The sequence below is a fragment of the Paenibacillus tianmuensis genome (assembly GCF_900100345.1).
GTDB classification, from domain to species: Bacteria; Bacillota; Bacilli; order Paenibacillales; family NBRC-103111; genus Paenibacillus_G; species Paenibacillus_G tianmuensis.
The window spans coordinates 50,028-74,523 of record NZ_FMTT01000011.1; the positions used below are offsets into that span (position 1 = coordinate 50,028).

At 56.6% G+C, this 24,496-nt stretch carries 16 protein-coding genes and 3 pseudogenes; 7 read left to right on the forward strand and 12 right to left on the reverse strand.

What is annotated here, in order from left to right; all coding sequences use genetic code 11:
- The first annotated feature begins 330 nt into the window (after positions 1 to 330).
- Positions 331 to 5,400: a polysaccharide lyase family 8 super-sandwich domain-containing protein gene (locus BLO51_RS09585; RefSeq protein WP_167670152.1), complete on the forward strand. Its 5,070-nt coding sequence runs from the start codon at positions 331 to 333 to the stop codon at positions 5,398 to 5,400.
- Positions 5,401 to 5,531: 131 nt separating this feature from the next.
- The gene (locus BLO51_RS09590; protein ID WP_090670324.1) at positions 5,532 to 7,853 is read left to right on the forward strand and encodes an AraC family transcriptional regulator; all 2,322 of its coding nucleotides are present in this window, start codon (positions 5,532 to 5,534) and stop codon (positions 7,851 to 7,853) included.
- 37 nt (positions 7,854 to 7,890) lie between these two features.
- Here the strand turns inward: BLO51_RS09590 and BLO51_RS09595 are convergent, their stop codons facing one another.
- The 4 genes and pseudogenes from BLO51_RS09595 to BLO51_RS09605 all read right to left on the reverse strand — a co-directional run bounded on the left by BLO51_RS09595 (position 7,891) and on the right by BLO51_RS09605 (position 10,868).
- Complete coding sequence (locus BLO51_RS09595; protein WP_090670326.1) at positions 7,891 to 9,291, reverse strand: TraB/GumN family protein; 1,401 nt, start codon at positions 9,289 to 9,291, stop codon at positions 7,891 to 7,893.
- 92 nt (positions 9,292 to 9,383) lie between these two features.
- Positions 9,384 to 10,109 (reverse strand): annotated as a pseudogene (locus BLO51_RS09600) (DUF6138 family protein); the annotation flags it as partial.
- Between the two features lie 2 nt (positions 10,110 to 10,111).
- Positions 10,112 to 10,273 (reverse strand): DUF6138 family protein, encoded by a 162-nt coding sequence (locus BLO51_RS31170; protein ID WP_425415804.1) that lies wholly within the window; start codon positions 10,271 to 10,273, stop codon positions 10,112 to 10,114.
- 52 nt (positions 10,274 to 10,325) lie between these two features.
- A pseudogene (locus BLO51_RS09605) lies at positions 10,326 to 10,868 on the reverse strand (DUF6138 family protein).
- A gap of 286 nt (positions 10,869 to 11,154) precedes the next feature.
- On the opposite strand from BLO51_RS09605, the gene BLO51_RS09610 reads away from it, so the two are divergent.
- From BLO51_RS09610 to BLO51_RS09625, 4 genes are all read left to right on the forward strand, one after another.
- Positions 11,155 to 12,150 (forward strand): ABC transporter permease, encoded by a 996-nt coding sequence (locus tag BLO51_RS09610; protein ID WP_090670330.1) that lies wholly within the window; start codon positions 11,155 to 11,157, stop codon positions 12,148 to 12,150.
- 1 nt (position 12,151) lies between these two features.
- The gene (locus BLO51_RS09615) at positions 12,152 to 13,033 is read left to right on the forward strand and encodes a carbohydrate ABC transporter permease (RefSeq protein WP_090670332.1); all 882 of its coding nucleotides are present in this window, start codon (positions 12,152 to 12,154) and stop codon (positions 13,031 to 13,033) included.
- 90 nt (positions 13,034 to 13,123) lie between these two features.
- Complete coding sequence (locus BLO51_RS09620; protein ID WP_090670334.1) at positions 13,124 to 14,659, forward strand: type 2 periplasmic-binding domain-containing protein; 1,536 nt, start codon at positions 13,124 to 13,126, stop codon at positions 14,657 to 14,659.
- A 118-nt stretch (positions 14,660 to 14,777) separates the two neighbouring features.
- Complete coding sequence (locus BLO51_RS09625) at positions 14,778 to 16,034, forward strand: alpha-L-fucosidase (protein ID WP_090670559.1); 1,257 nt, start codon at positions 14,778 to 14,780, stop codon at positions 16,032 to 16,034.
- A gap of 136 nt (positions 16,035 to 16,170) precedes the next feature.
- On the opposite strand, the gene BLO51_RS09630 is transcribed toward BLO51_RS09625, so the two are convergent.
- Positions 16,171 to 16,644, reverse strand: coding sequence for a hypothetical protein (locus BLO51_RS09630; RefSeq protein WP_143006854.1), 474 nt, complete (start codon positions 16,642 to 16,644; stop codon positions 16,171 to 16,173).
- Between the two features lie 210 nt (positions 16,645 to 16,854).
- On the opposite strand from BLO51_RS09630, the gene BLO51_RS09635 reads away from it, so the two are divergent.
- On the forward strand, positions 16,855 to 17,367 hold the full coding sequence (locus BLO51_RS09635; RefSeq protein WP_090670339.1) for a TlpA family protein disulfide reductase: 513 nt from the start codon (positions 16,855 to 16,857) through the stop codon (positions 17,365 to 17,367).
- Between the two features lie 71 nt (positions 17,368 to 17,438).
- On the opposite strand, the gene BLO51_RS09640 is transcribed toward BLO51_RS09635, so the two are convergent.
- The 7 genes and pseudogenes from BLO51_RS09640 to BLO51_RS09670 form a co-directional block, all read right to left on the reverse strand.
- Positions 17,439 to 18,653 carry an ABC transporter permease gene (locus BLO51_RS09640; RefSeq protein ID WP_090670341.1) on the reverse strand — a complete coding sequence of 405 codons (1,215 nt, stop codon included), beginning with the start codon at positions 18,651 to 18,653 and terminating at the stop codon, positions 17,439 to 17,441.
- A gap of 3 nt (positions 18,654 to 18,656) precedes the next feature.
- Positions 18,657 to 19,343, reverse strand: a complete 687-nt coding sequence (locus tag BLO51_RS09645) for an ABC transporter ATP-binding protein (protein ID WP_090670344.1) — start codon at positions 19,341 to 19,343, stop codon at positions 18,657 to 18,659.
- Positions 19,343 to 20,260: a hypothetical protein gene (locus BLO51_RS29735; RefSeq protein WP_217266712.1), complete on the reverse strand. Its 918-nt coding sequence runs from the start codon at positions 20,258 to 20,260 to the stop codon at positions 19,343 to 19,345. The genes BLO51_RS09645 and BLO51_RS29735 overlap by 1 nt, the downstream gene beginning before the upstream one ends.
- A 57-nt stretch (positions 20,261 to 20,317) precedes the next feature.
- Positions 20,318 to 22,369, reverse strand: coding sequence for an alkaline phosphatase (locus BLO51_RS09655; RefSeq protein ID WP_090670347.1), 2,052 nt, complete (start codon positions 22,367 to 22,369; stop codon positions 20,318 to 20,320).
- Between the two features lie 300 nt (positions 22,370 to 22,669).
- Positions 22,670 to 22,990, reverse strand: a pseudogene (locus tag BLO51_RS09660) (Rpn family recombination-promoting nuclease/putative transposase); the annotation flags it as partial.
- 34 nt (positions 22,991 to 23,024) lie between these two features.
- Positions 23,025 to 23,498, reverse strand: coding sequence for a VanZ family protein (locus BLO51_RS09665; RefSeq protein ID WP_090670350.1), 474 nt, complete (start codon positions 23,496 to 23,498; stop codon positions 23,025 to 23,027).
- A gap of 7 nt (positions 23,499 to 23,505) precedes the next feature.
- Positions 23,506 to 24,477, reverse strand: coding sequence for a hypothetical protein (locus tag BLO51_RS09670; RefSeq protein ID WP_090670353.1), 972 nt, complete (start codon positions 24,475 to 24,477; stop codon positions 23,506 to 23,508).
- Positions 24,478 to 24,496 lie beyond the last annotated feature (19 nt).

Below are 24,496 nucleotides of genomic sequence, written 5' to 3' on the forward strand. Positions count from 1 at the left end.
TCCAAGATCTTGGGAGAGCGAAGCTTCCATACAGGTCTTGGATTTATTTTTTTGCGGAAGCTACCTCATAGGATTGATGGCGCCAAGGAAAACGACAATGATATCTAACCCGTCCTTATGGGCTTCATAAGACGGGTTTTTTCGTGTGAAAATGGCTGCCTGCGGCGGGAAAAAAGCGGGAACATTTTTTGCCCGGGCCGATATTCAAGAATTGAGCCTTGCCAAGCGGTTGGTGTTTTTGTAAGTATAGAGATGCAAAAGCGGCCGGAGTCCCGCGCGTTCTGCTTGAACTGGGGGACGTTTGGCCGAAAGCCGCTGGGAGGGACCGGAATGAAAATGAACATGGTGAAAATTTTGACGATCCTGGCATTAGTGATGCCCGGCTGGTTAGTCCCGACAGGAGGAGGGATCGGGATGGCCGCTTCGGGAAGTTTGGTGTTGAACGGCGATTTTGAAACCGTTGTCACTGACAGCTCCGGAAAGTGGACGGGAGGGAAAGCGCCGTCCAACTGGACAGGCGGATTCAAGGTTGGCGGCGGCGCCTTCGCTGTGGACTCGGTACAAACGCATGGCGGTACGAAGGCTCTGAAGCTGTCCGGAAGCACGACGTCGGATCGGGCTTCCGTCACACAATCGCCGCTCGTCACACCGAATAAAAGCTACAAGCTGTCTTTGTGGATGAAGACGGACAATGTGAACGCCGGAAGCGGCGGCATGTATGTCCGGACGCAGTATCTTAACTCCAGTACGAAAATCGGCGACGGTCCGCTTACGCCGAAATTAAAAGGAACCAACGATTGGCGGCCGTACGATCTGTATCTGTCGATTCCGTCGAACGTGAATAAAGTCGTGGTGGAGCCGATCTTCGATTTTGCTTCCGGCGCCGCTTGGGTGGACGATGTGACGCTCACGGAGTGGACCGGGGCGACGGATCTTGCCTTGGAGCCAACCGGCGTATCCGTCGAAGTGGGGAAAACCGCGCAGCTGACTCCGGTCATTACGCCGAGCAGCGCGGCATCCGACGTGACGGTGCTCTGGTCGTCGTCTGATGCTTCGGTCGCTTCCGTATCGTCTTCGGGCTTGGTTACGGGCAACCAGGCGGGTACCGCTACCATTACCGCCCGGACCGATGACGGCCGTTTCTCGGCTCAATCGATCGTTAGCGTGGAAAGCGCCCAAATGATGCAGGCCTACGATACGATCCGGCTGAAGTGGCTGGACAAGCTGACGGGTGGTACCGGTTATGACCCCTCGGATGCCGACTACGCTTATTTTCTGGACAATCTGGCTTCCTCCGTCAGCAATGCGGAGCAAACCGGATTTTGGAACAAGCTGAACACGGCGGCGGGCCGCACGTATCTGTGGAGCGATCTGGCCAGCACGACCGTCTCTGCGCAGATGACATCGAACTTCTCCCGCTTAAGAACGATGGCGGTCGCTTATAAGACGCCTTACTCGGCCTTGTACAACAATCCGGTGCTGAAGAAGGACCTTGTCGAGGCACTCGACTGGATGTACGCGAACCGGTACAACGAGAACAAAACGCCGTATGACAACTGGTGGGATTGGGAGATCGGGGCGGCTCAAACCGTAAACGATATTCTCGTGCTGCTGTATGACGATCTGAGCCCGGCACAGGTGGAGCAGTACATAAGAGCGATCGACAAGTTTTGCCCGGACCCGCTCTATTCCTCCGTTCTCGGGGTGAAAGGGAAGAAGCAGAACGGCGCGAACCTGCTGGACAAAGCGCTGGTCGTCACGCTTCGCGGCGTGCTCGACAAGAACGGCGCGAAAATCGTACAGGGCCGCGATGCGATCGGCAGCGAGTTCGTCTATACGACGAACGGCGACGGGGTGTACCGCGACGGCTCGCTGGTGCAGCACACGAACATTGCTTATACCGCAGGGTACGGCGGGGTGTGGCTGAAGGGCGCTGCGGATATGGGCTACATGCTGAACGGCTCGCCTTGGCCGATTACGGACTCGCGGACGAACAACGTATACGATTGGGTGACGCAAAGCTTCGAACCGATCATCCATAACGGGCTTGCGCTCGATATGACGAACGGGCGGGGCATTTCCCGGCAAACCGCTGGCTCCGCACGGGGACTGATGATGACCATCCTGCGCATGTCCGACGGCGCACCGGCGGATAAAGCGGCAGCTTACCGCAGCATGGTCAAGGAATGGATTACAAAGGATCGAATCACGACGAATTATTATCAGGCGTCCTCGTCGATTTATGAAATCAAGCTGTTAAAAGGATTGTTGAACGATCCCGGCGTGCAGCCGCGGGGCGAGCTGGTGAAGAGCCAGATCATGGCGGGCATGGACAAAGTGTTTCATTTCCGTCCCGGCTACCTGTTCGGCGTCAGCCTCTTCTCCGACCGGATTTCCTCGTTCGAGAAGGGCAACGGCGAAAACCTGAAGGGCTGGTATACGGGCGTCGGCATGACGTATTTGTACAATGAGGATCAGACGCAGTACCGCAACGATTTTTGGCCGACGGTGGATTCGTTCCGGCTGCCGGGCACGACGACGGACGGCTCCGGCAAAACGCTGACGGCGACCGATTGGGCGAGCTATCCCAACACCCAAACGTGGGTGGGAGGTTCTACGCTGGACGGCCTGTACAGCGCGGTCGGCATGGACTTTACGTTCAAGAAGCTCACCGGCAGCGACCTGCAGGGCAAAAAATCTTGGTTCCTGCTCGATGACGAAATCGTCGCGCTCGGCGCCGGCATTACCTCTACGGGCAGCAATCCCGTGGAGACCATCGCCGAGAACCGGAAGCTCACGGACGGGAACGACAACCTTCTGACAATCGACGGCGCCGTCGTACCGGAGGAGACCACGGATCTCAATCGGACGGTCCAATGGGCGCATCTGACCGGGAACGTTCCGGGGACGGATATCGGGTATTATTTCCCGAACGGCGCGAATGTGGCCATGAAGCGGGAAGCGCGCACCGGGGCATGGAAGGACATCAATACGGGGTTCAGCGCGACGCCGATCACCCGCAATTACTTAAGTCTGGCTTTCGCTCACGGCGTCAAGCCGGTGAACGCGGATTACGCTTACGTTCTGCTGCCGAACCGGAATGCGGCGGCAATCCAAAGCTACAGCGCGCAGCCGCCGGTGTCGATTCTCGCGAACAATGCTCAGGTGCAGGCGGTGCGAAAGCCGTCGCTCGGAATCACGGCGGCGAATTTCTGGCAGGCGGGGACGGTCGATGGGCTGACGGCGCGAAATCCGGTATCCGTGGTGGCGAAGGAACAGAATGGAGTAATTACGCTCTCCGTCTCCGATCCGACGCAGAAGCAATCGTCGGTGACCGTCGAGCTGAACCGCGGCTCGCTGGCGCCGGTAAGCCAGGATAGCACGGTGCAGATCCTTCAGACGTCGCCCAAGCTGGTCGTGCAGGTCAACGTGGCCGGTTCGGCAGGGGCGACACACACGATCAAGCTGCGCGATCCGCTCGTACCCCATTGGGAGAGCGGCGCGCTGCAGGCCGCTGGCGTCTCGGAAACCGGCGTATCTCTCGCCTGGTCCGGGGCGGTGACGAGCACGGTAACCGATGCGACGTACCGAATCTATCAGAATGGAGCCCCGATCGCCAGCGTCAGCGGCAGTACCTACGGGCATGACGTGCGTCAATTGGCGCCGGGCACGACTTATACGTTCGCCGTACAGGTGGCGGATGCGGGCGGACGCGTCAGCGCAGACGGTCCGAGCGTCACGGTAACGACTTTGCGTACGGAGCGACCGGATACGGCCGCTCCTACGTGGCCGCCCGGCAGTACGCTAACCGCGGCGGAAGTGAACCGCGGCGAAGTCACGCTCACTTGGACGCCAGCCGCTGATGACAACGGCGTAGCCGGATACCGCGTCGTCTGGGGTGCCGGTCAATCGGCTATTGTGCCCGGCAGCGTGTATTCGACCGTGATCCGGGGCTTGGCCCCGAGCATGGCGTATACGTTCCGCGTCGAGGCGGTGGACGGCGCGGGCAATTGGAGCGCCGGGGGGCCGAGCGTGACGGTGACCACGACGGGTATGGAGCCCGAGAAGCCGAGTCCCGGCCCGGACCCGGGTCCGAAGCCTGGACCAAGTCCTAGCCCCTTGCCTAAGCCTGATTCGAGCTCCGATTCGGATTCCGGCTCGGACTCGGGCTCCTCTACATCCGGAGCTTCGCCGGGTCCCGCTCCGCAGCCCGGAGCATCCGGTTCTGCAGCGGCAGGATCGAACGATCCGTCGAAGAAGTCCGGGACGGTCGTCGTCAAGGAAGAGGAGCTTCGGCGGGTAGCGGATGGTAAAGTGACGCTGCGCATGGACGAAGCGGCAGCCGAACTGGCACTCCCTGCGCAAGCCGCCTCCTTGCTGCGGAATAATCCGCTGGAAGTGGAAATCGGCAAGGCAGCGCTCACGATTCCGGCCGCGGTGCTGGAACAAGTGAGCGGCCGCCTGCCTTCGGATACGGCGGACGCGCGGATCGTTGTACGCCTGCGCCCGGCGGCAGAACAGGCGGTCGCGCCGAATGCGGCCAAGCCGGACCCGTCGTCCGAGCTGCGGTTGGCGGGGACGGTGTATGAGCTCGGAATCAGCGCCGTCGCGCCAAACAAACCGGTTTTCCGCCCGGAGAAGTTCTCCGCGCCGGTCGTGCTGAAGCTGCCTTATGATGCCGTCCGGACCGCCGACCCGGACAGGCTGGGCATTTACGCATATAACGAAACGTCGAAGACATGGGATTTTGTCGGGGCGAAGATCGATAAAGCGGCGGGTACAATGTCGGCGGCCGTTACGGCCTGCTGCACGTTCGCCGTACTGGATTACGACAAATCGTTCGCGGACGTGCCAGAGGATCATTGGGCGCACCGCACGCTGAAGGTGATGGCATCCAAGCATATCGTCAGCGGCGTGACGGAACGCGAATTCAACCCCCAAGGAGCTACGACGCGTGCGGAATTTGCCGCTATGCTTGTTCGCGTCCTTGGACTGAAAGCAAGCCCGTCGGAGACGCCTTTCCGCGACGTGGATCCGAAGGCGTGGTATGCGGACGCGATTGCGGCTGTCCATAAAGCGGGGGTAGTCGACGGGGTGACGGGCACGTCGTTTGCCCCGGGCGAACCGATCACCCGGGAGCAAATGGCTGTCATGCTGATGCGGGCTTACGCTTTCCAGGGCGGCAAGGCGGCAGCGCCGGATGCGCAGCGGCTTGCGGCCTACCGTGACGCCGGACAAATCTCCGCTTGGGCGGTGGATGCGGTGCGGCAGGCGGTTGAGCTCGGCTTCCTGCAGGGGCAGGCGGAAGACCGGCTTGCTCCGCAGGTCCACGCGGTACGCGCCGAAGTCGCTCAAGTGCTGCTGCACATGATCACGGCAGCCGACCCGCAGGGGAAGTAGCGCTAGCCAGACAAACCATAGAAAGCATCTACGCGGGCGCGCCGTCCTTTGACCGGTGCGCCTGCGGTCTTGCCAAACGGCCGGACGACGCAGTAGACTAAAGTGGAGAAAGCGAGGGGGAGTCACACACCATGAAACGCACCTATTTCCGCATACGGAACCCGTTTGCTTTGTTTCGCAAGTCGATGCTGCGGCGCATGCTCGCCGTATCGCTTTTTGCCTCGATCTTCCCCGTCATTTTTGTCGGGATCTCCAGCTATTGGTTTTCGTCGTCCGCCATCCGTAAGGAAGTGGACCAAGCCAATGCCCGCGTCTTGAAGCACGCTTCGTACTCCATCGATACGGCGCTCCAGCGGGTCCGCAGCAATGCGCTCCAGATGCTGCTCGGTTCGTTTTTCAACGGCAACCTGACGGAGCAGAAATGGACGAACTACGCCGGCTTTTACTCCAATTTATTCAAAAATCTATCCTCGCTTCAAAATAGCAACGCCGAGATTAGCCGCATTGTCATGTATATTGCCGAAGACGATTATCTGGTATCGCCGGATCAAGGCGGTCATAAGGTAGCCGGAGAGGAGGACCGCCGGCAGCTGCAAGGCCTGCTTGCTTCCCGTGAAGCGATGTACTGGAGCAACGATACGTTCCGGTTTATGGGGGACGCCCCCGGGGGAGAGGCGGGCGTGACCCTCGTGTGCCAGGTGCCGTTCCAAGCCTCGGAGCCGATCGGGCTGCTGCTTCTGCAGCTGAATCCATCGTTCCTTCAGGAAAATATGACGCGATTTTCCGCTTATCCGGGCGAGCTCTCGTTCGTATTGAACGAGGAGGGCCGGGAGGTCGTCTCGTCGGCCGGGCAGCCTGCTCCTCAAGGATTGTATGAGCAGGTGGGAGAGCATCCCGGACGCGCCTTCTCCTTCGCGTGGGAAGGGCGGGATTATTTGGTCACCGCCCTTCATTCTTCGTTCAACGGCTGGACGTATCTCGATATGGTGCCCTTGCAGGAGCTGAACGCCAAATCCCGCGGCATCGCCGTCATCACCGTTGCCATCGTACTGGTGTTTCTGCTGCTGGGCGCAGCGGCGACGGCTTGGAGCACGAAGCGGCTGTACCGGCCAATCGAGCATCTGGTTTCGCAGGTGCGCGGGAACCGGGACGAGGAGCTTCAGGCCGACGAGATCGGCTACGTTCAAAACCGGTGGGCGGAGCTGAACCAGGCGACAACGCGTCTCCAGACGCAGCTGAACCGGCAGCTTCCGGCCATTCGCGAGGCGTTCGCGCTGCAGTGGCTGCAGGGACATTACGCGCATTATACGTCGGAGCAGCTCCCGGTTCTGTTCGAACGCTACGACGTGCCTTATCAACACATGCATGCCGTCTTCGCGCTCGCTTACGATCAGTCGCTGGACGGCAGCAGCCGGTTCCGGGAAAGTGACAAGGAATTGATCGTATTTACGATGAAAAATATCGCGCAGGACGTACTCGCGCAGCAGCGCGCAAGCGGCATGGTCGTGAACCTGCTGAACGATCAGATTGCCGTCTGGCTCTGGGAAGATACGGAGGACCCTGCGGCATGGTTCATGCAGGTGCAGGAATTGGCCACGGGACTGCGCGCCGTGCTGGCCGACTACTTGAAGCTGCCGGTTACGGCAGGGCTTGGGGACGGGCCGGGGCAGCCGGGAGGCTTGCCAAGGCTGTTCGCGCAGGCGGCGATGGCAATCCGCTCCCGGTTCTGGGCCGGGACCGGTCAAGTGATCCGCAGCGGGGACGGAGACGCCAGCGAAGCGAAGTCCTACCCGTACCCGTTCGAGCTCGAAGCGGGGCTGGAGCAGGCGCTGCGCAACGGCGATGCCGCGGAAGCGGAGCTGCAGCTTGAGCAGTTCGCCGCCTATGCGCAGGAGACGCTGCGGGAGACGGAACGCATTCGGACGGCCTATTACCAGCTTCTCACGGCCGCGCTGCGGGTCGTCTTCCTGCTCAACCTGTCGCTTAAGGAAGGCAGTGACGGGACCGGCTACGAAACCGACCTGTACGTGCAGATCAAGAATGTGCATTCGATCCAAGAGCTGAACGACTGGTTCCGGGAGCGGCTGATCCGTCCGATTGCCCGGAAGGTGCAGCAAAGGCATCATCAGGAATACGAGCGGACGTTTGAGACCGCCGTCGCTTACATCGAGGCGAATCATCATATCGATTTGTCGCTGGATCAAGTCGCCGAGCGCTGCGGACTCAGCCCGCCTTATTTCAGCAAGCTGTTCAAGCGCATTGTGGGCGTGTCGTTCATCGAATATTTGACGGCCTACCGCATCGAGCGTGCCAAGACGCTGCTGAAGACGACCGGCCTGTCCGTCGCCGAAGTGGCGGAGAGCGTCGGCTACCAGCCGAAAAATTTCATCCGCGTATTCAAAAAACAAACCGGGCAAACGCCCGGTCAGTTCCGTGAGACGGGTTCGGCATAAGGCCGGACCTGTTTTGATTGAAAAACCTTCAATCCATTTATTTTATAAACTGCACGTCGTAGCCTTTTTGCTTCAATTGATCGATAACCATATCTTTCATCGCATAGTGCGCCGCACCGACGACGACAAAATAGGTGGATTTTCCATCTTTCTCCAACAATTCCGCCAGTTTTTTCGTCATGTTCTTGTCCCGTTCCCCTAACAGCCTTTGAGCCATCTCGCTTTGGGTAAACTGCTGCGAAGCGGAGAAAGACTGGCTAAAGCCGTCCAAATCCCCCTTGGTCCACAGCTGCTGCCACTGCTTGAATTGTGTGGCGGCATCCGGAGCGTTAGCGTCAGGCGATAACAGATGGTCCAGCACCGCGTTCAATTCTTTCTCCTGCTCTTGCGGAGACGCGCTGCTCAGAACATCGCCTTGCAGCTTGAACCCTTCCAGCTCCTGAACCGGTTTTCCGGCCAGCTTAGCACTCGAGAGGAAGTGCATATCGACACCCAAAGCGGTCGCCTGCGCCAACTCCTCAGGAGATTTCATGAGCGCAGTAAGGGACAGGTTGGAGGTGATCACCCAAGGCTTCAACTGATCGAAAGCTTGCTTGGACAGCCCCAATTTGTCGATTACACGCTCCAGCTTTTCGTACGTTTCCTTGGATACGTGGTCCTTCAGCGTCGTGCCGTCGTTATAGTTCGTCAGACCGGTGAAATACTCCAACCCCGCCGTGTCGTCCGGCATGAGATCCACTTCGACCAACAGTGCGTCGGACGATTGGAAGGCATCCTTGATTTGCTTTCGCAGCGGATACATCTCCGGAATCCCCAGGTGAATCGATCCGAGCAAATACAGCGTATTGTTCCCCTTCGTCACTTTCCAGAAAAGCCCCTTGGCCCCACCATCGGCGGTTTCATAGGCATATTCAATGACCCGGCTGGCCATCACGACCGCCTGCTCGACGGTGCACGGTTGATCCAGCTCCAGACCGCTGCCGGTTCCTTGGACGATGCCTTTTTTCTGCAAATACGGAACTGGTGCAGCGTCTTTATCCATCTCGAAGGCTGCCGGCAGCTCGTACTGCTTTAACAACCCGTATAAAGATTGGAGAACGGTATCTCTTGTTATCGTTGTAGTTCCCGATGGTAGCGTGAAATCGCCCTTTTTGCTTAATCCCAGCGCATCCAGCTTCGTTCCGGTCGCCTGGACTAACGATTGAAATTTATCATGAGCAATCGGCTTTTGAAAGGTTCCGTCGTAGTACCAAGACAGCGGGAAAATGCCATATTTTTCGCCTTCGTTCAGTACGCTTACAGACCATTTACTGATCTGAGGCGTAACCTGCGGTGCTTCGTTCGCTAGAGCTGGTACGATCGTTCCGAGCATTGAGGTGACCGCGAGCAATCCCCCGGCCAGACCGCGTTTCCATTTGTTCCATGTTCCAGATTTCATGCGATGTTGCCTCCTAGATGTATGTAGTAGAATCATAGATGAAAGCAGTACTGATTATAGACTATGTTGCGGTATGAGGCAAACCTTTCCGGTTACGCCTCCCCTGTCAGCTCCAATAGCCGCTCAAGCTGTTCCTTTACAGGGGATGACTCCTTTTTTGCCGCCTGAGCCAGCTTTTTGGTACTGCCGAATATGCGGTATATCACGACTTCACGATCATAATCTTCCTTTGTCTCAAGCTCCTGTATGAGTGCTTCGCCCAGCTCGGGAGTATTTATTGCCAGGTTTTTGAGAGGCTTCGCCGATTCGCTGCCGCCAAGCAGAATAGCGACGAAGACAGGCATACGTTCGGGTGTCAGGCCATGAGCTTCGATAAAAGCTTCCGCATAGCCGTCCTGCATGGACTGATGCTCCGAATCGACCAGCACCATGTAACGCTGAAGTAACGGAAAATAGGCATCGCTGCTCAAGCCGAGACCGAATACGGCGTAGGTGCCGGGCATGACCGATTTCTCGCTTGGCTCCACATCCTGGTACCAGGCGAATTCCTCCATAGCCAGCTCCGCATAAGCCGCAAGCTGAGGGAATAATGTCGGGTAACGCAGCGCATTGGCGAAAAACTGATGCAGACCTGACTTGGCCAGCTTTTTTAACGGCAAGTAGCGCTTTTCTTTGCTCTCCAGCTTTAGCTCGTATCCCTTTGGAAAACCTTGCTGCAGGAGACCGCAGATAAAGTCCAGCGCTTCACGGTAAGCGGCTTCTTCTTCGGATAGGATGCCAATCTCAATGGTTTGCATAATATCATTAGCTTTTCCTTGAATCAGGCACGCCGGATCAGCGGAACGATGACTTCCTGTCTCTGCTCCATCAGATCCGGATTTACCAGATGATGTGCGAAGAAAAACTGGCTCAAAACCGAAATCAGTGCTTGACCCCTTCCAACAAAAATGCGAGGCATACAGATACCAGTGAAATCAAGCATTAAGATTGTATAACTGAACGCTCAACTTGCCATATTGTCTGTCAAGCACTGATTATGGCGTAGAGCCGAAAAACTCGTCCTTTTCATTTGGAAGCACGGGAAGATCTTCCATAATTTCGGTGTCAATAAAGCTGCGCAGCGTTTGTTGGAGACCCTGGAGCTTCTCTTCATTCACTAAGCATTGGGAGTGGCGCAGCTTAGATCGCTCCCGCTCAAACTCGAATACGAGTTCAAACCGGTAATCAAAAAAATGAGGACCATAATGATCGGAGCGGAATAGGGTCTCTATTCGGTCACGCAGGGCGGGAAAAAAGTCATGAAGTAACATTTCATCCGTCAATTCGACTATGTAAGTGCCGGCTTCGAACTTATAGGAGCTGTCGCTCCGGAAGGACGATTCATCCATGTCGATATGAATTTTGCCTTGTGCCCAGTTGAATTTTCCTTTTCTCAACGTCACTTTAAGATAGTCTTGGAATCATGCTTGAAGCCGACTTTGGTCTTGAAACGCGTTAATTCTCTGACACTCTTTATCGTAAATGGCAATGAGTTGACCCCATATATCGTTCAAAAACGCTTCTACAGCCTGGTTCATTGGCCTCCTATTTTATCAAGCCCGACTGGATCAACCTTATGGGGAGGAAAGCGCAGACTGCGGTCATGCTCATTTTTTGTAATGCTGGCGAAGTTAAGAAGTGAGTATGACAGCGATCCATCGTGCGCCGACGCGTCGTTTTCACTTTTGGCGAGAGGGACGATGCTCCTTTTTTGCCCGGAAACCGCCCCAAGAATTGCGCCTTGCCGTCGCCTCCGCTTCGCTGTACGATGCAGACATATTCGATCGAAGACGGATTGATCTGACATACGCAGGAGGTGGAAGCATGAGTTCATCCGAAACGGAAGCGGTTCGCGGTGCGAACACTCCAACTGGCTTGCGGAAGAGCGGAGCTGGGCGGAAGACAAACGGCTTCATTAAGGAATGGGCGGTCGCTTTGCGAAGAGACAAAGGCTTATACTTGCTCGCGGCGCCGGGATTGCTGTTTTTTCTCGTTTTCAAGTATTTCCCGATTTGGGGATTGGCACTGGCCTTCAAGGATTACTCGCCTTGGAGCGGCTTCTGGGGGAGCGAGTGGGTAGGGTTCAAATATTTCCAGGAATTTTTCTCGAACCCCGACTTCTGGATTTTGTTCCGCAACACGATGGGGATCAGCTTCATGAACATTTTATTGTTCTTCCCGATGCCGATCGTGCTGGCGCTGCTGCTGAACGAAGTGCGATTGCTGTTCTTTAAGAAATTCGTACAAACGGTTATTTACTTGCCTCACTTTTTGTCCTGGGTCGTCATTGTGGGGATCTGCTTCCTGCTGCTCAGCCAAGGCACCGGCGTAGTCAACCAACTGATTACGGAATCCGGGGGCAAGTCGATTGCTTTCTTGACGAACCCGGACGGCTTCTGGCTCATGCTGACCGCACAGAGCATCTGGAAGGAAGCAGGCTGGGGGACGATTATTTTCCTCGCGGCGCTTACGGCGATTAACCAAGAGCTGTACGAAGCGGCCCAGATCGACGGGGCGAACCGTTGGAAGCAGATGCTGAACATTACGCTGCCGGGCATCCGCAGCACGATCATCGTGCTGTTCATCCTGCGGCTCGGACAAGTGCTGGAGGTCGGCTTCGAGCAAATTTACCTGATGGCAAGCGCGCCGGTATCCAGCGTGGCCGAGGTGTTCGACACCTACGTCTACCGCGTAGGCATTCTGAACGGCCGGTTCGGCTATGCGACCGTCGTAGGCGTCTTTAAATCCGTCGTCGGTCTCATCCTCGTCGTTACGGCCAACCGTCTCGCGAAGCGTTTCGGAGAGGAGGGGCTATACTAACATGAAAGCATCGGCCTCTTACCGTTTTTTTCAAGCGGCGAATTACGTGCTGTTGACCATCATCTCGCTGCTGACGCTGCTGCCGTTTCTGTACGTGGTGATCATCTCGTTCACCGACGCGAACGAGTACGTGACGAAGTCGGTCGTTATTTTTCCGGAAAAATGGAGTCTCGACTCGTACCGGTACATCTTGTCGACGGGGACGTTCATCCGGTCGATGGGAATCAGCGCAGTGCTGGCCGTTGTCGGCACCCTGCTCAGTCTTGTGGTGACCAGCTCGCTCTCGTATGTGCTGTCGCGCAAACGGCTGAAGGGAAAGCAGTTTTTCCTCGTGGCGATTTTGCTCACGATGCTGTTTCAGCCGGGGATGATCCCGAACTATATGCTGGTGGACAGCCTGGGCCTTACCAATACGATCTGGGCGCTTATTTTGCCGGTGCTGACCGGGGCCTGGTATGTGTTCTTGATGAAAAACTTCTATCAAGACATGCCTTCCGAATTGGAGGAGGCCGCCAACATCGACGGCTGCTCGGACATTGGTGTTTTCTTCCGGGTGATGCTGCCCCTGTCGCTGCCTGCGCTGGCCGCCTTCGGACTGTTTTTTGCGGTGGCGTACTGGAATACGTATTTCAGCGCGGTGCTGTACATTAACGACGACTCGCTGCGGCCAATGCAGGTGCTGCTCCAGCTGCTGCTGATTCAGGCGTCCACGCAGGTGGCCGACCCGAGCGTTGCGGCCATGATCCAAAGCGAGCAGACCGTGCCGCCCGACGTCATCAAGATGGCTGCTGTCGTCATTTCCTCGCTGCCGATCGTTGTGATTTATCCGTTTTTGCAGAAGTATTTCGTCAAGGGTATGATGGTGGGTTCGGTCAAAGGCTGATGGCATTCAAGTCTGACTGTGTCCGGCCGTTCGCCGATAAAGGACATTTCGCCTCACATACGGAAACATATTTAAGGGAGGTCATCTAGAATGAAAACGATGAAAACAATCGCAGCAGGCGCCGTATCGGTCGCCCTGGTCGCTTCACTCGCCGCCTGCGGCGGGAAGACGTCCAGTGACGCTCCGGCAGCCCAAGGGGAGGGCAAATCCGGCAAGCCGATGGATATAACCGTCACGACGATCGCTTTCAGCGCGGCGCCGACCGGGGAGCTGGAAGGGCTCAAGAAGATCGGCGAGAAATTTAACGTCAATCTGAAAATCAATTATATCCCGGCTAACAACATCACGGAAAAGCTGAACGTGCTGCTGGCGTCGAGCGACATTACCGACGTGATGTTCGTGGAGGACTTCAACACGACGCCGAGCTTCCTGAATGCGATCGACAAAGGCGCGTTCTGGGAACTGACGCCGTTTATCAAAAATTACTCGAACTTATCCAAATATCCGCAAAGCGTTTTTGATAACGCCTCCATTAAAGGCAAGTTGTACTCGCTGCCGCGGGTGCGTCCGCTGGACGGCTCCGAGGCGCTCCTGCTGCGCAAAGACTGGCTTGACAAGCTCGGCATGCAGCCGCCGAAGACGATGGACGAGCTAAATAACGTGCTCACAGCTTTCGCGAAGAACGACCCGGACGGCAACGGCAAAGCCGACACGTACGGATTGGCGCTATTCGGTTCGCCGGGCCCGGCCGGGTTTCTGGTCAGTATGTTCGGCGGGGGATATGGCTGGCAGAAAGGAGCAGACGGCAGCATCACCCCGAACTGGATGACGCCGCAGGCGAGAGAAGCGATGCAGTTCTGGAATAAAACATTCCAATCCGGAGGTATTGTGCCGGATCTGCCGGTTATGAAGAGCCAGCAGGTGCGCGACATGCTCGTTCAAGGAAAAGCCGGAGCGGCGATCACGAACGTTTATGATGCTTATAAATTCAACCAAGACTTGAAAAAAGCGAATCCGAACGCCAACTTGGTGGCTTATGAGATTCCAAAGGCTGCAGACGGCAAGGCGCATTACGAGCAGGCCATCGGCTATTACGGCCAATTCCTCGTCAGCAAGAAAGTAAGTGAGGAGAAGCTGAAGCGCATTCTGGAAGTATACGATTATACCGCGACCGAGGAAGGCTACAATCTGGGAACGTATGGCATCAAGGATACGGACTATACGATCGGTGCGGACGGAGCGGTCACGCAAACGGAAGAAGGCAAGAAGAAAGGCTATTCAGGCGACACCACCGGCCAATGGTTAACCGGTTATTTTAATAAATACCAGCGTGCCAGCGTGCCAGGCATGCCGGCTGATGTCCTCGAATACAATAAAAAACTGATCGATACCATCGCGGGACAATCCGCGCCGAATCCGGAATTCGGGCTGCCGAAATCGGCGCCGTTCAAGGAAAAAGGAGCCGACTGGAACAAAAAGATCAACGATATGATGATCAACGTCATTATCGGCAAAGCGACGATCGAGGATTGGGACAAATTCGTCAAGACGATGAAGGACGATACGGGCTATCAAAGCCATATCAAGGAAATGAACGACAGCTTTAAAGCCAAGGGTCAGAAGTAATCCGCAGAGGAACGAATGACAACATCAAGCCCGCCTGTACTCCCAACGGAGTGGCAGCGCGGGCTTGGCTGCGAGGTTTCCCAAAAAATTTCGAAGAACGGAAGGAGATTACGGCATGATGAAGCATGAACCACCGTTAGCTATACCGACGGAACAGCAGCTCCGCTGGCAGGATATGGAGCTCGGGATGTTCTGCCATTTTGGCATCAATACGTTTTGCGATCAGGAATGGGGCGACGGCTCGGACTCGCCTGAGCGGTTCTATCCGACGGCGCTGGACGCTGTCCAGTGGGTAAGGATCGCGAAGCAGGCCGGATTCCGCTATTTTATATTGACCGCAAAGCATCACGACGGCTTCTGCCTGTGGCCGACCCGGACGACGGATTACTCGGTAAAGTCAAGCCCGTGGCTTGACGGAAACGGCGATGTTGTACGCGCATGTGCGGATGCCTGTCGAAGCGAGGGGCTCGGGTTCGGCATTTATGTGTCGCCCTGGGACCGGAATGCGGCTTGCTATCCGGACCGCGCCGCTTACGACGACTTTTACGCCGAACAGCTGACCGAGCTGCTGACGCAGTACGGGCCGCTCGTCGAGGTGTGGTTCGACGGGGCGGGGTCCGAGGGCCGGGAGTACGATTGGCCGCGCATCATCGCGCTTGTCAAACGGCATCAGCCGGACGCGATGATCTTCAACATGGGGGCCCCGACGATCCGATGGGTTGGGAACGAGGACGGCGTTGCGCCGTATCCGTGCTGGAACACGGCCGAGACGGCCCGGGCCAGCATGTTTACCGAGGCGTCCGTGAACTGGCTGCCGGAGACGCCGGCTTGGCTTCCGGCCGAATGCGACGTGCCGATACGCAGGAATCACTGGTTTTGGCATCCGGACGACGAAGCCAGCCTGCTCAGCCTGGAGGAGCTCATGGACGTGTATTACCGCTCGGTCGGGCATGGAGCGACGCTGCTGCTGAATGTGGCTCCGGACCGGCGGGGGCTGCTGCCGGAGGCGGACGTGAAGCGCGTACTGGCGTTCGGGGAGGAGATCCGCCGCCGTTTTGGCAGCTCCCTCGCCGAGGTGAAGGGTGCCGAAGGCACGGCGGAATTGGTGCTGGAAGAGACTGTGGAGCTGGATCATACCATCCTCATTGAAGATATCCGGTATGGCGAGCGCATCCGGGAATATTCGCTGGAAGCGATGCTGGACGGACAGTGGGTTGAACTGGTCCGAGGCAGCGCGGTCGGCCATAAGAAGATCGACCGGTTTGCTCCGGTCCGTACGGACCGGATTCGTCTGAACGTACTGGACAGCGCCGCCGTGCCGAAAATCCGCTCCATGTCCGTTTATTGCGTTTCTGGAGGGGGACGCAATAAATAGATGCCATCGGCCCCGGCCTGTCCTTTCTGTGCTTATAATGATCGTGAAAGGAAATGGAGGGCTTCTATTGCAAGCAAGCTTCGGTTAACAGCTGCTTGCTTTGGAAATGAGGAGGGGACTGTGTGACGGTTCCCTCTTATTTCGTTCTTTTCTTCCATTTTTTATAATTGAAAATGAAATTATTTTTTTCCGTATGTACGCGATACTGGTGCAAGTTGGCCTTGACCGTTCGCGATCCGTCCGTTCCAACTTTAATTTTGAGCGACTTGACGCCAGACTCGACCGGAATGACCAAGTATCCGTGATGGGATTTGTCCATTTCAAATGCTTGCTCGGAACCATCCGGAAACACGGCTGTAAATGTGGCATTCGCGTTGGAACCGATCACGACCCGATAAATCGTGCCGTCTACACTAGGTTTCAGCTCCTCTTTTCCGTCCCCGGATGTAAAGAAGAAGCTGCCCTCTTTCGAGGCTTCAACAGAGAAATAATCCATAACATCATTCGACTTGTTCCTTATGCCCGGTGGATCGTTCTGGGGTTGGTAGGCATAAGCGGCTGTCGATCCGGTCAAAAAGAGGCACAATGCCAAAAGTAAAAGTTTTTTCATTTGCTTTTCCACCCCTGATAATGTTTTTAGCTCAAACCCGGCTCAATTGATCTTGTTCCAAGCCTCCGTATGCTTCGTCTCGGGGCTGCAGCACCACACCTGATTTTACCATTTGAGATCGTTCTTTTACAAACATTGACGTTGACATTCGGGAAACAATCTTCCGATACAATAAAGGGGACAGGCTGGACAAGAACGGACGGTGAAACGATGAAAAGAAAAGGGATGCTCTTGCTTCTGATCGCGCTGGTATCCTTAGCGCTGTATTCCAAGTACCCGGCTCGTACCGGGACGGCGGCCAAGATTGGGGCCCAGGCGCCCGCATTCGCGCTCACGGCGTTGGATGGACAAACGTACACATCAGAGCAATTTCGCGGCAAGCCATTGATCGTCAATTTCTGGGCCTCGTGGTGCGAGCCGTGCAAAGTGGAGGCTCCGGCGCTGGTCCGGCTGCATGAGCGGTATCAGGACCAAGTTGAGTTGGTGGCGGTTAACATTACGGCCAAGGACCGGATCGAATCCGTCCGGGCGTTCGTCTCAGAGCATGGCCTGCCGTTTCCGGTGCTGCTCGATGAACGGGCGGAGACGGCCCAGGCGTACCGTATTGTGCCGATCCCGACAACTTACCTGGTGGACCGCAGCGGGATTATCGCGGATAAAATTACCGGTGCTGCCGACTATGCCACTTTTGAGAAAAAAATAACGGCGCTGCTGCAGCGCTAAAACGGCGAATCGCCCTCCTCCAGTCTTTTCCGAGCTGAAGCGAGGGCGATGGTCGTTTTTACAAGCTTTAATTATGCTGTGTGCAAATAACGGGCCGTTTCCGTCCGGTAAACGCTGACGGCGGGGAGAATGCCCGCGAACATGCCCAGCAGCGCAACGCCTCCGATAACGGCAGCTACGTCCCAACTGTACGCGACCGCGACGGTCACGGATATTTGCGAGCCGATATAGTCCGACAACAGCCAGGTGAGTCCGCCGCCGAGCGCCGTGCCGAGCACGCAGCCGAAGACGACCACCAGCACGGATTCGAGCAGCACGATCGTGACGACGGCGCTGCGGCTTGCGCCGATGGCGCGCAGGATGGCGACGGTCCGCCTTCGTTCTACGGTGGAGCCGTACAGGGCCAGAACGACGGTCAGCCCGGCCATGCCCAGAACGACGTAGCTGATATATTTCAAAATTTGTTCGCCGCTGCCCATCATATCGAAGATTTTGGCGATGACTTGTCCGGGGAACACCGCCTGCGCCTCTTTGCCTTGATTGATCTCCTGATACATCTTCATCAGATCTACGTAGCTTCGCGGCTTCACCAAGGCGGCGGTCACGCCATGCTCGTCTTCATCGTGCTGCTGCTCTCCTGCATGCTCATGGCTGATCCAGTAGCTGTCCATGCTGACGTAAATCCCTTGATCCGAAGGGGCCGATACGCTGTGCAGGATGCCGACGACCGTGTAAGGATGGTCCTTGTGGCCTTCGTCGTGCTGTAAAGATTTGGCCACGCCGTGACCCGAAATGAGCCGGTCCCCAACCTTGAGCCCGGTTTCTTTGGCGACCTTGGCGCCAAGCACCGCTTCGAACGGCTTGTCGAACAGTTGCCCGGCCGCGAGCCGGAAATAAGGCGGGTCGCTAGGCTTCCCTTTCAGCGCGAAGAAGGAAGGGGTCGTGCCGACGAGCCGGAACCCGTTATAATTGTCGCCGAGCGCAAACGGAACCGCCTGCGTGACCCGGGGATCGTTTTCAAGCGTACGGTAATAGTCTAACGAAATATTCGCCAAAGGGTTATCCATCAAAAAGATCGTGTTGAACACGAGCTGATTGGCGCTGCCCTTGGAGCCGACGATCATGCCGAACGGCTCGCTCGCTTTGACAATGCCTTGCTTGATGCCTGCGGAGAGCATCATGATGCTGAGCGTCATCGCGATGCCGATGCTTACGACGATGACGGTGATGAGCGTTTGGACCCGCCGGTTCATGAGGTTGCGCCAAGCCATGTGCAGCAAAGACATGAATTACCCGACCTCTCTGGTATCGTAAATGGAAAGCTCCCGGAGGCTCACGACGCGGTCCAGTCTGCCGGCCAGCTCCGGGTCGTGAGTGCACAGCAGCAGGGCCGTCCCGTTCTGCTCGCAAGCTTTGGCCAGCAGCGAAAACACCTGCTCCACATTGGCGTGGTCCAGACTGGCCGTGGGCTCGTCCGCCAGCACAAGGGCCGGGCGGTTCGCCAGCGCCCGCGCGATGGAGACGCGCTGCTGCTCGCCGCCGCTGAGCTGTCCCGGCTTGTGGTGAAGCCGGTGCTCAAGGCCGACCTGCGCCAGCAGGTCGCCGGCGCGCTGTTTTTGCGCCTTCGGCGGGATGGTTTTACCGAACTGCATGGCCGCCAGCACGTTCTCCAGCGCGGTAAAGCCCGGCAGCAGGTTGAAATTCTGGAATACGTAGCCGATATGCTGCGCGCGGAACCGGTCCAGCTCCGCTTCGCTCAGCCGTTCGAGCTGCCGGTCTAGCAGGCGGATGGAGCCGCTTGTAGGCCGCAGGATGCCAGCGATGAGCTGAAGCAGGGTGCTTTTGCCCGAGCCGCTCGGTCCGACCAAGGCCACCCGTTCGCCCGCGTTCATGGCAAAGTGGGAGATGTTCAGCACGTTCACCTGCCGCTTGCCCGGAAGGGGGTACGACTTGGTCAAGTTCTCGGCGTGCAGCATTACTTCAGCACCTCCACGTTGTCCGCGTTAATGCGGATCAGGCTGACGAAGCCGGTCTCTTCGTCCGTTTGCGAGCCGACGCTGAGCGTGCCCGTCACTTTGACCTGATGCTCCGTCGGCGTCACGTCCTTGCCCTTGGGCATAAAGACGACCACGATATCCGTCGGCCAGTCTGCATCCGTCGAACAAAACGGGCAGACGGTGAGCGCGACTTTGGTCAGCACGAAGAAGTTGACTTTGGCGGTTAACGGCGGAGCCATGAACCCCGTCATTTCCACTTTTCTGCCAGCCAGTTGGTTCACTTTATCCGATAGCTTAACGCCTCGCACCGTCATCTCGGCGTATAAGTCCTCGAACGTCAAAACAGGCGTTTTACCGGCTTCCTTCACGATATTTTTCGTCACCGCAGGTTTAGCTTGCTTGGACGCCGCTTGTTCGGCCGCAGGCGGCTTCTCTTGCGCTGGCTTCGTTCCGGCTGCCGCGGGAGCGCCTTTGGCGGCCGCGTCGGCCGTTGCGCTCCCCGTGGCTGCATCGCCCGCCGGGGCCGTGCTTGCGGGTGCATTGCCCGCTGCCCCGGGGGCGGCCGCCGCACTGCCCGCTGCGCCTGCGCTCGGACTTCCCGCCGCGGTTTGCCCGCCGCCCGCTTGCCCTGCATCCGCCGCCACTGGCTGAGCGGCTTTGTCGGCCTCCTCCGTGCTGGTGGCTGCGGTCTGGCTCCCCGCTACCGCGTCTGCCTGATTCAGCTGCGTTCCGGCAGCCGAAGTTTCCACCGCCGGGGCGGACGCTGCCGCCGAAACGGAAGAATCAACCGGCCCCCCGGAAGACAGGGGAACCGGTTGATTGCAGCCGGGAACGAGGAGCATAACGGCGATCAGGCTGGCGGTTAGGGCAGTCATGCCTCTTGGTTCAAGCCGCATGGATAACGCCTCCATTCACTCCGTAATTTCCATGTGTGTTGATCTCGCGCGCCTTGTTTATTTCGAGAGCACTTCCAAGATGGAGCTGCCGGACACAAACGTCGTGCCGTTCTCGAATTTATGCTCCAACGCGACATCTTTGCCGTTCTTCGTCGTTTTGCCGCTATTCAGATTCAAAACAATCGTGCCGTCGTTGATTCGTATCGTAATTTCTCTTGCCGACGCATTGTATTTCACCGTACCGCCCATCAGATTGACGAAGTTGGCCAGCGGAACCCAGTTTTTGCCATCCGATTTCGCATCGGATGCGTTCAGGCCAAGCGCGTTAGCCATGCCGAAGAACACATCGGTGTTATCCATCGTGCCTTTGAAATATTGCGACCCCGGGCCGTATACCATGAGCGGCACGTCGTCAGCCGTATGCACGCCTTGGCTATCCGCCGGACTAATGGTACCCGGCCGCAGGAAACGGTCGCGGTTCGGATCGTCCGGCTTCGCCAGCTTGGCCGGATTGGCCACATATTGGCCGTCTTTGTTTTTTACCGTCGGGGAAGTCGGCACCGCATCGAATTTGTAATCCTCATAGTAGTCGGGATGCGAGCCGAACACGACAGCCAGCTTGCGGTCAACGTCCGGCGTGTCCGGGAACCCGTCGCCGTTACTGTCGACATACGTCGGGAATTTGGAATCCTCGTACGTGCGCAGCGCTTCGCGTCCCGACTTGCCATCGCCTTCCCAATACGTTCCTGCGACGCTGACGGAGTGCGAATGATCCGCCGTAACGATGATCATCGTCTCGCCGTTCTGTTCGGCGAACCGTTTGGCTACGCCGATCGCTTTGTCCATCTCGATCGTATCGTAAGCCGCGCGCTCCCAATCCAACGGGTGAAGCTGCTTGTCGATGCTTGCACCTTCGACCATCAGGAAGAAGCCTTTGTCGTTTTTGCTGAGCGTATCGAGCGCTTTTTGCGTCATATCCCACAGGTTCGGCTGGTCCGTGAACGATTTCAGCTCCGCTTTGTTGTTCGTCGAGCGGTCGTAGTATACGCTCATGTCCGCCGTATGGAACAGGCCGAGCAGCTTGTCCGGCGTATTCGCCGCTTTCAGCTGGGTGGCGTTCTCCGCGATCGCGTAGCCTTGTTGCTGGAAGATGTCGAACAGGTTTTTCTCGTCCTTCCGTTTGGAGCCCGGCGTCGATTTCGGAAGGAAATAAGCCGATCCGCCGCCCAGAATCACTTCCGGCTGCAGCTTGTACAGCATTTCGGCGATTTCCGGCTTGTCCGAACGTCGACGCGTATGGGAGACGACGGCCGCCGGGGTGGCATCTTCGATTTCCGATGTCGTGACGACGCCGACCGACATACCGCGGGTCCGCTTGAGCATTTCCGCAAGCGTCTCGACCTTCGGATCGTCGAGCGAGCTTTCCGTATTGTCCGGGTAGATGCCCAGGCCGTTCACGGCGGATTTGTGGCCGGTATTGTACGCGCTGGCGCTGTTGGCGGAGTCCGTTACCAGCGCATCCATCCCGGAGGTCGTCACGACCGCGCGCTGATCGAAATTATCCATTTCGAGCAAACTGTTGTATTTGCCCTCGGTGATGCCTCTGGACATGATGCGGGACATCGTAATATCCGGGAAAGCCATGCCGTCCCCGACGAACAGGATAACGTTTTTCGCTTTTTTGCCGCCTTGGTCGGCGAGCACGACTTCGTATTTCACGGTTTTTGCCAAGTCGTTGTCGGCTTTGACGGAGACTTCATAGGTGCCGGGCTCATTGATTTTGACGTCCCGGATGGTGAACTCCTGGCTTTTGTCCGTGTTGGTTTTTACAAATGGCTTGCCGAAAAATGGCTCGGCATCATTGCCGTTCACCGTAATGGTGACGGAGGAAGGCATCGCCGTCAGGTGATTTAATTCCACACGGAAGTCGAAGAGGCTTCCGGCTAAAAATTTAGCTCGGTCGATCGGTGCGATGTACACGGATGGAGCTTGCGCAGTTTCCGCCGCATAAGCCGCCGGTGCGGGCTCGGAGACGAATCCCGTGCCGCTTGCGAGCAGGCTGCCGGTGACCACGATGCTGGTTAAGACTTTAAAAGCCTTTTTCTTCATTTCAAATAAGCACCTCCACTTGAATTGGACAACTTGATTATAGGGGAGCTGTGTAAAGTGGAATGAATGATTACGTTAAGAAATTATGAAGAATTTGATTTGCTTGCCCCAAAACGGAAAAAGCCTCAGGCGAAGCCTAAGGCAGGAGTACGATGTGATGTGCTATCCGTTTCGGCCGAGAGGGAAGAAGAAGCGGAGGGTGAAGATTAAGCAGGCTTGCAAGGCAGCGGATGTTTAAGAAAAAACACGTTCTTTTGAACGTATTTTCCTGACGGCAGATGAAATTTTAGCAAAGGGCAATTAGTGAAGCTGCTCTTTCAATTTTCTTACTTCGCCTTCGGGCAATCCCGTCGCTTTAGCGATCTTGACCACGTCCATGCCCATTTCCAGCAAGTTTTTGGCTACTTCAATTTCTTTTTCCCGTTTTCTTTCCTGCTTTCCTTCTTCTTTGGCTCCATCGATCATGGACGCTTCGTCGTGCAGCGCTTTTTGCCGCATTTCATACAATCGCCGGGCTTCTTCGTTCTGGCTCAGAAACTCCAGTGTATCCATCGCTTTTTACAATGTCGGTTCGTTCATGGCGATGACCTCCCATAGTTCTTGTTTATCTACGCCTTTCAGACGGAAAACGTTCAGACATATGGACAATATATTCTCATACCATAGAAATACCGGACGATCCTCTGTGACGCTTCCTGCCGAACGCAACCCTGTACACCATGTACCCGAGAGAGGCGCCCGCGTAGTTAAGAATGACGTCGTCGATATCGCCGGAACCGACGTGCAATACCGTCTGAAGAAGCTCGACGACGATCAGCGGAATGATGAAGCCGAGCGAAAAACCTAGAAACGTCCGGCATCTCCGGAACAAGAGCGGCAGCAAAATTCCGAAAGGGATAAACATTCCGATGTTGCCACCCAGATTGATAAGTACAACGGATAAAGCGATGGAGTCAAAATGAATAAAATAATGGCCGATCGTGCGAAAAGGATGCAGGTTGTAACGAAACTCGTCCGCATGAACCGTCCGCCCGAATCCGACAAACATCATGTACAGCATGCAGGACGTATACAAAATGAATGCGGTGGCCGCCCATAGATTGCGTTTTCCCCTCTTTTTTCTCCTCATGGTATCGTTACCTCACCCGGCCTTCTTCGGAAAGGCTGATCAAGTGCTCTGCTTGTTTCATTAAGGTGTGTATCTGCTCCTCCGAATACGTTCGGAAGCCTAGTGTGACAAGGTGCGCCTGCATCGCTTCCGGCAGTCCCCGGGCATGCTGTTCGAACGATAGGCCATCATCCAGGGCAAGATAGCACCAGAAGGCCTCGGCATAAAGCTGCCAAGCGAGATTATCCGGGTCGCCTGCTTCCTTGTACCGTGCCGCCTTGCGAGCCGTGAGCTCGTCTTGAACGGATTGCAGCCCGAAGGCATCCGCATCGTCGTTCCGCTCGCGCAAGTAAGCGCGGTAAGCCTGAAGCGACGTGAGCAGTTTGTCGGGATCGATGCTGCCTGCACCGAATCGAATCTCCCGGTAGGCCGGGTACAGGTCCAGCTGTCTCATGATCGGCAGCAATCCTCCGGTCGACATCGCGCCATGGACAAAATAAGCGTAGGCTTGAGCCGCTTCTCCCCAAACGGCATCGGCGGCGAAACTGGCCGTCATTCGTTCTTGGGCGTCTAGACTTTCCTGAAGCCAAGCTTGATGCTCGGCGATCGCGGCTTTGGCTTGCGACAGCATCCGTTCTCTGCCTTGCGGAGATTGAAAATACGCCGAAGCATCGTCGATCAAAGCTTGCAGCAGTCCTGAAGGGTCCGAAACGATGCGGGCCTCCTCCAGAAAGCGGAAATCCCAAGGGGAATCAATAATTCGCTCCATCTGCGGCAGCGGGTGGACATGAAGCTGAATGACATGCTCCTGAAAAAGCACATTTGCGCTGTAATGCGGCTGTTCTTGGTTCGACGTATAGACATTTAAGTCCAAGTCACTGAACCGGTCCGCTTCGCCGCGCCCCACAGAGCCGCCTGCCAAAGCGCCAACCTGCTGCGAGATAAGCTGTTGCTGCGCATATTGCTGAGCCAGATCGACATAAAACGAAGTATAATTCAATGATGTGACCTCCCGCAAA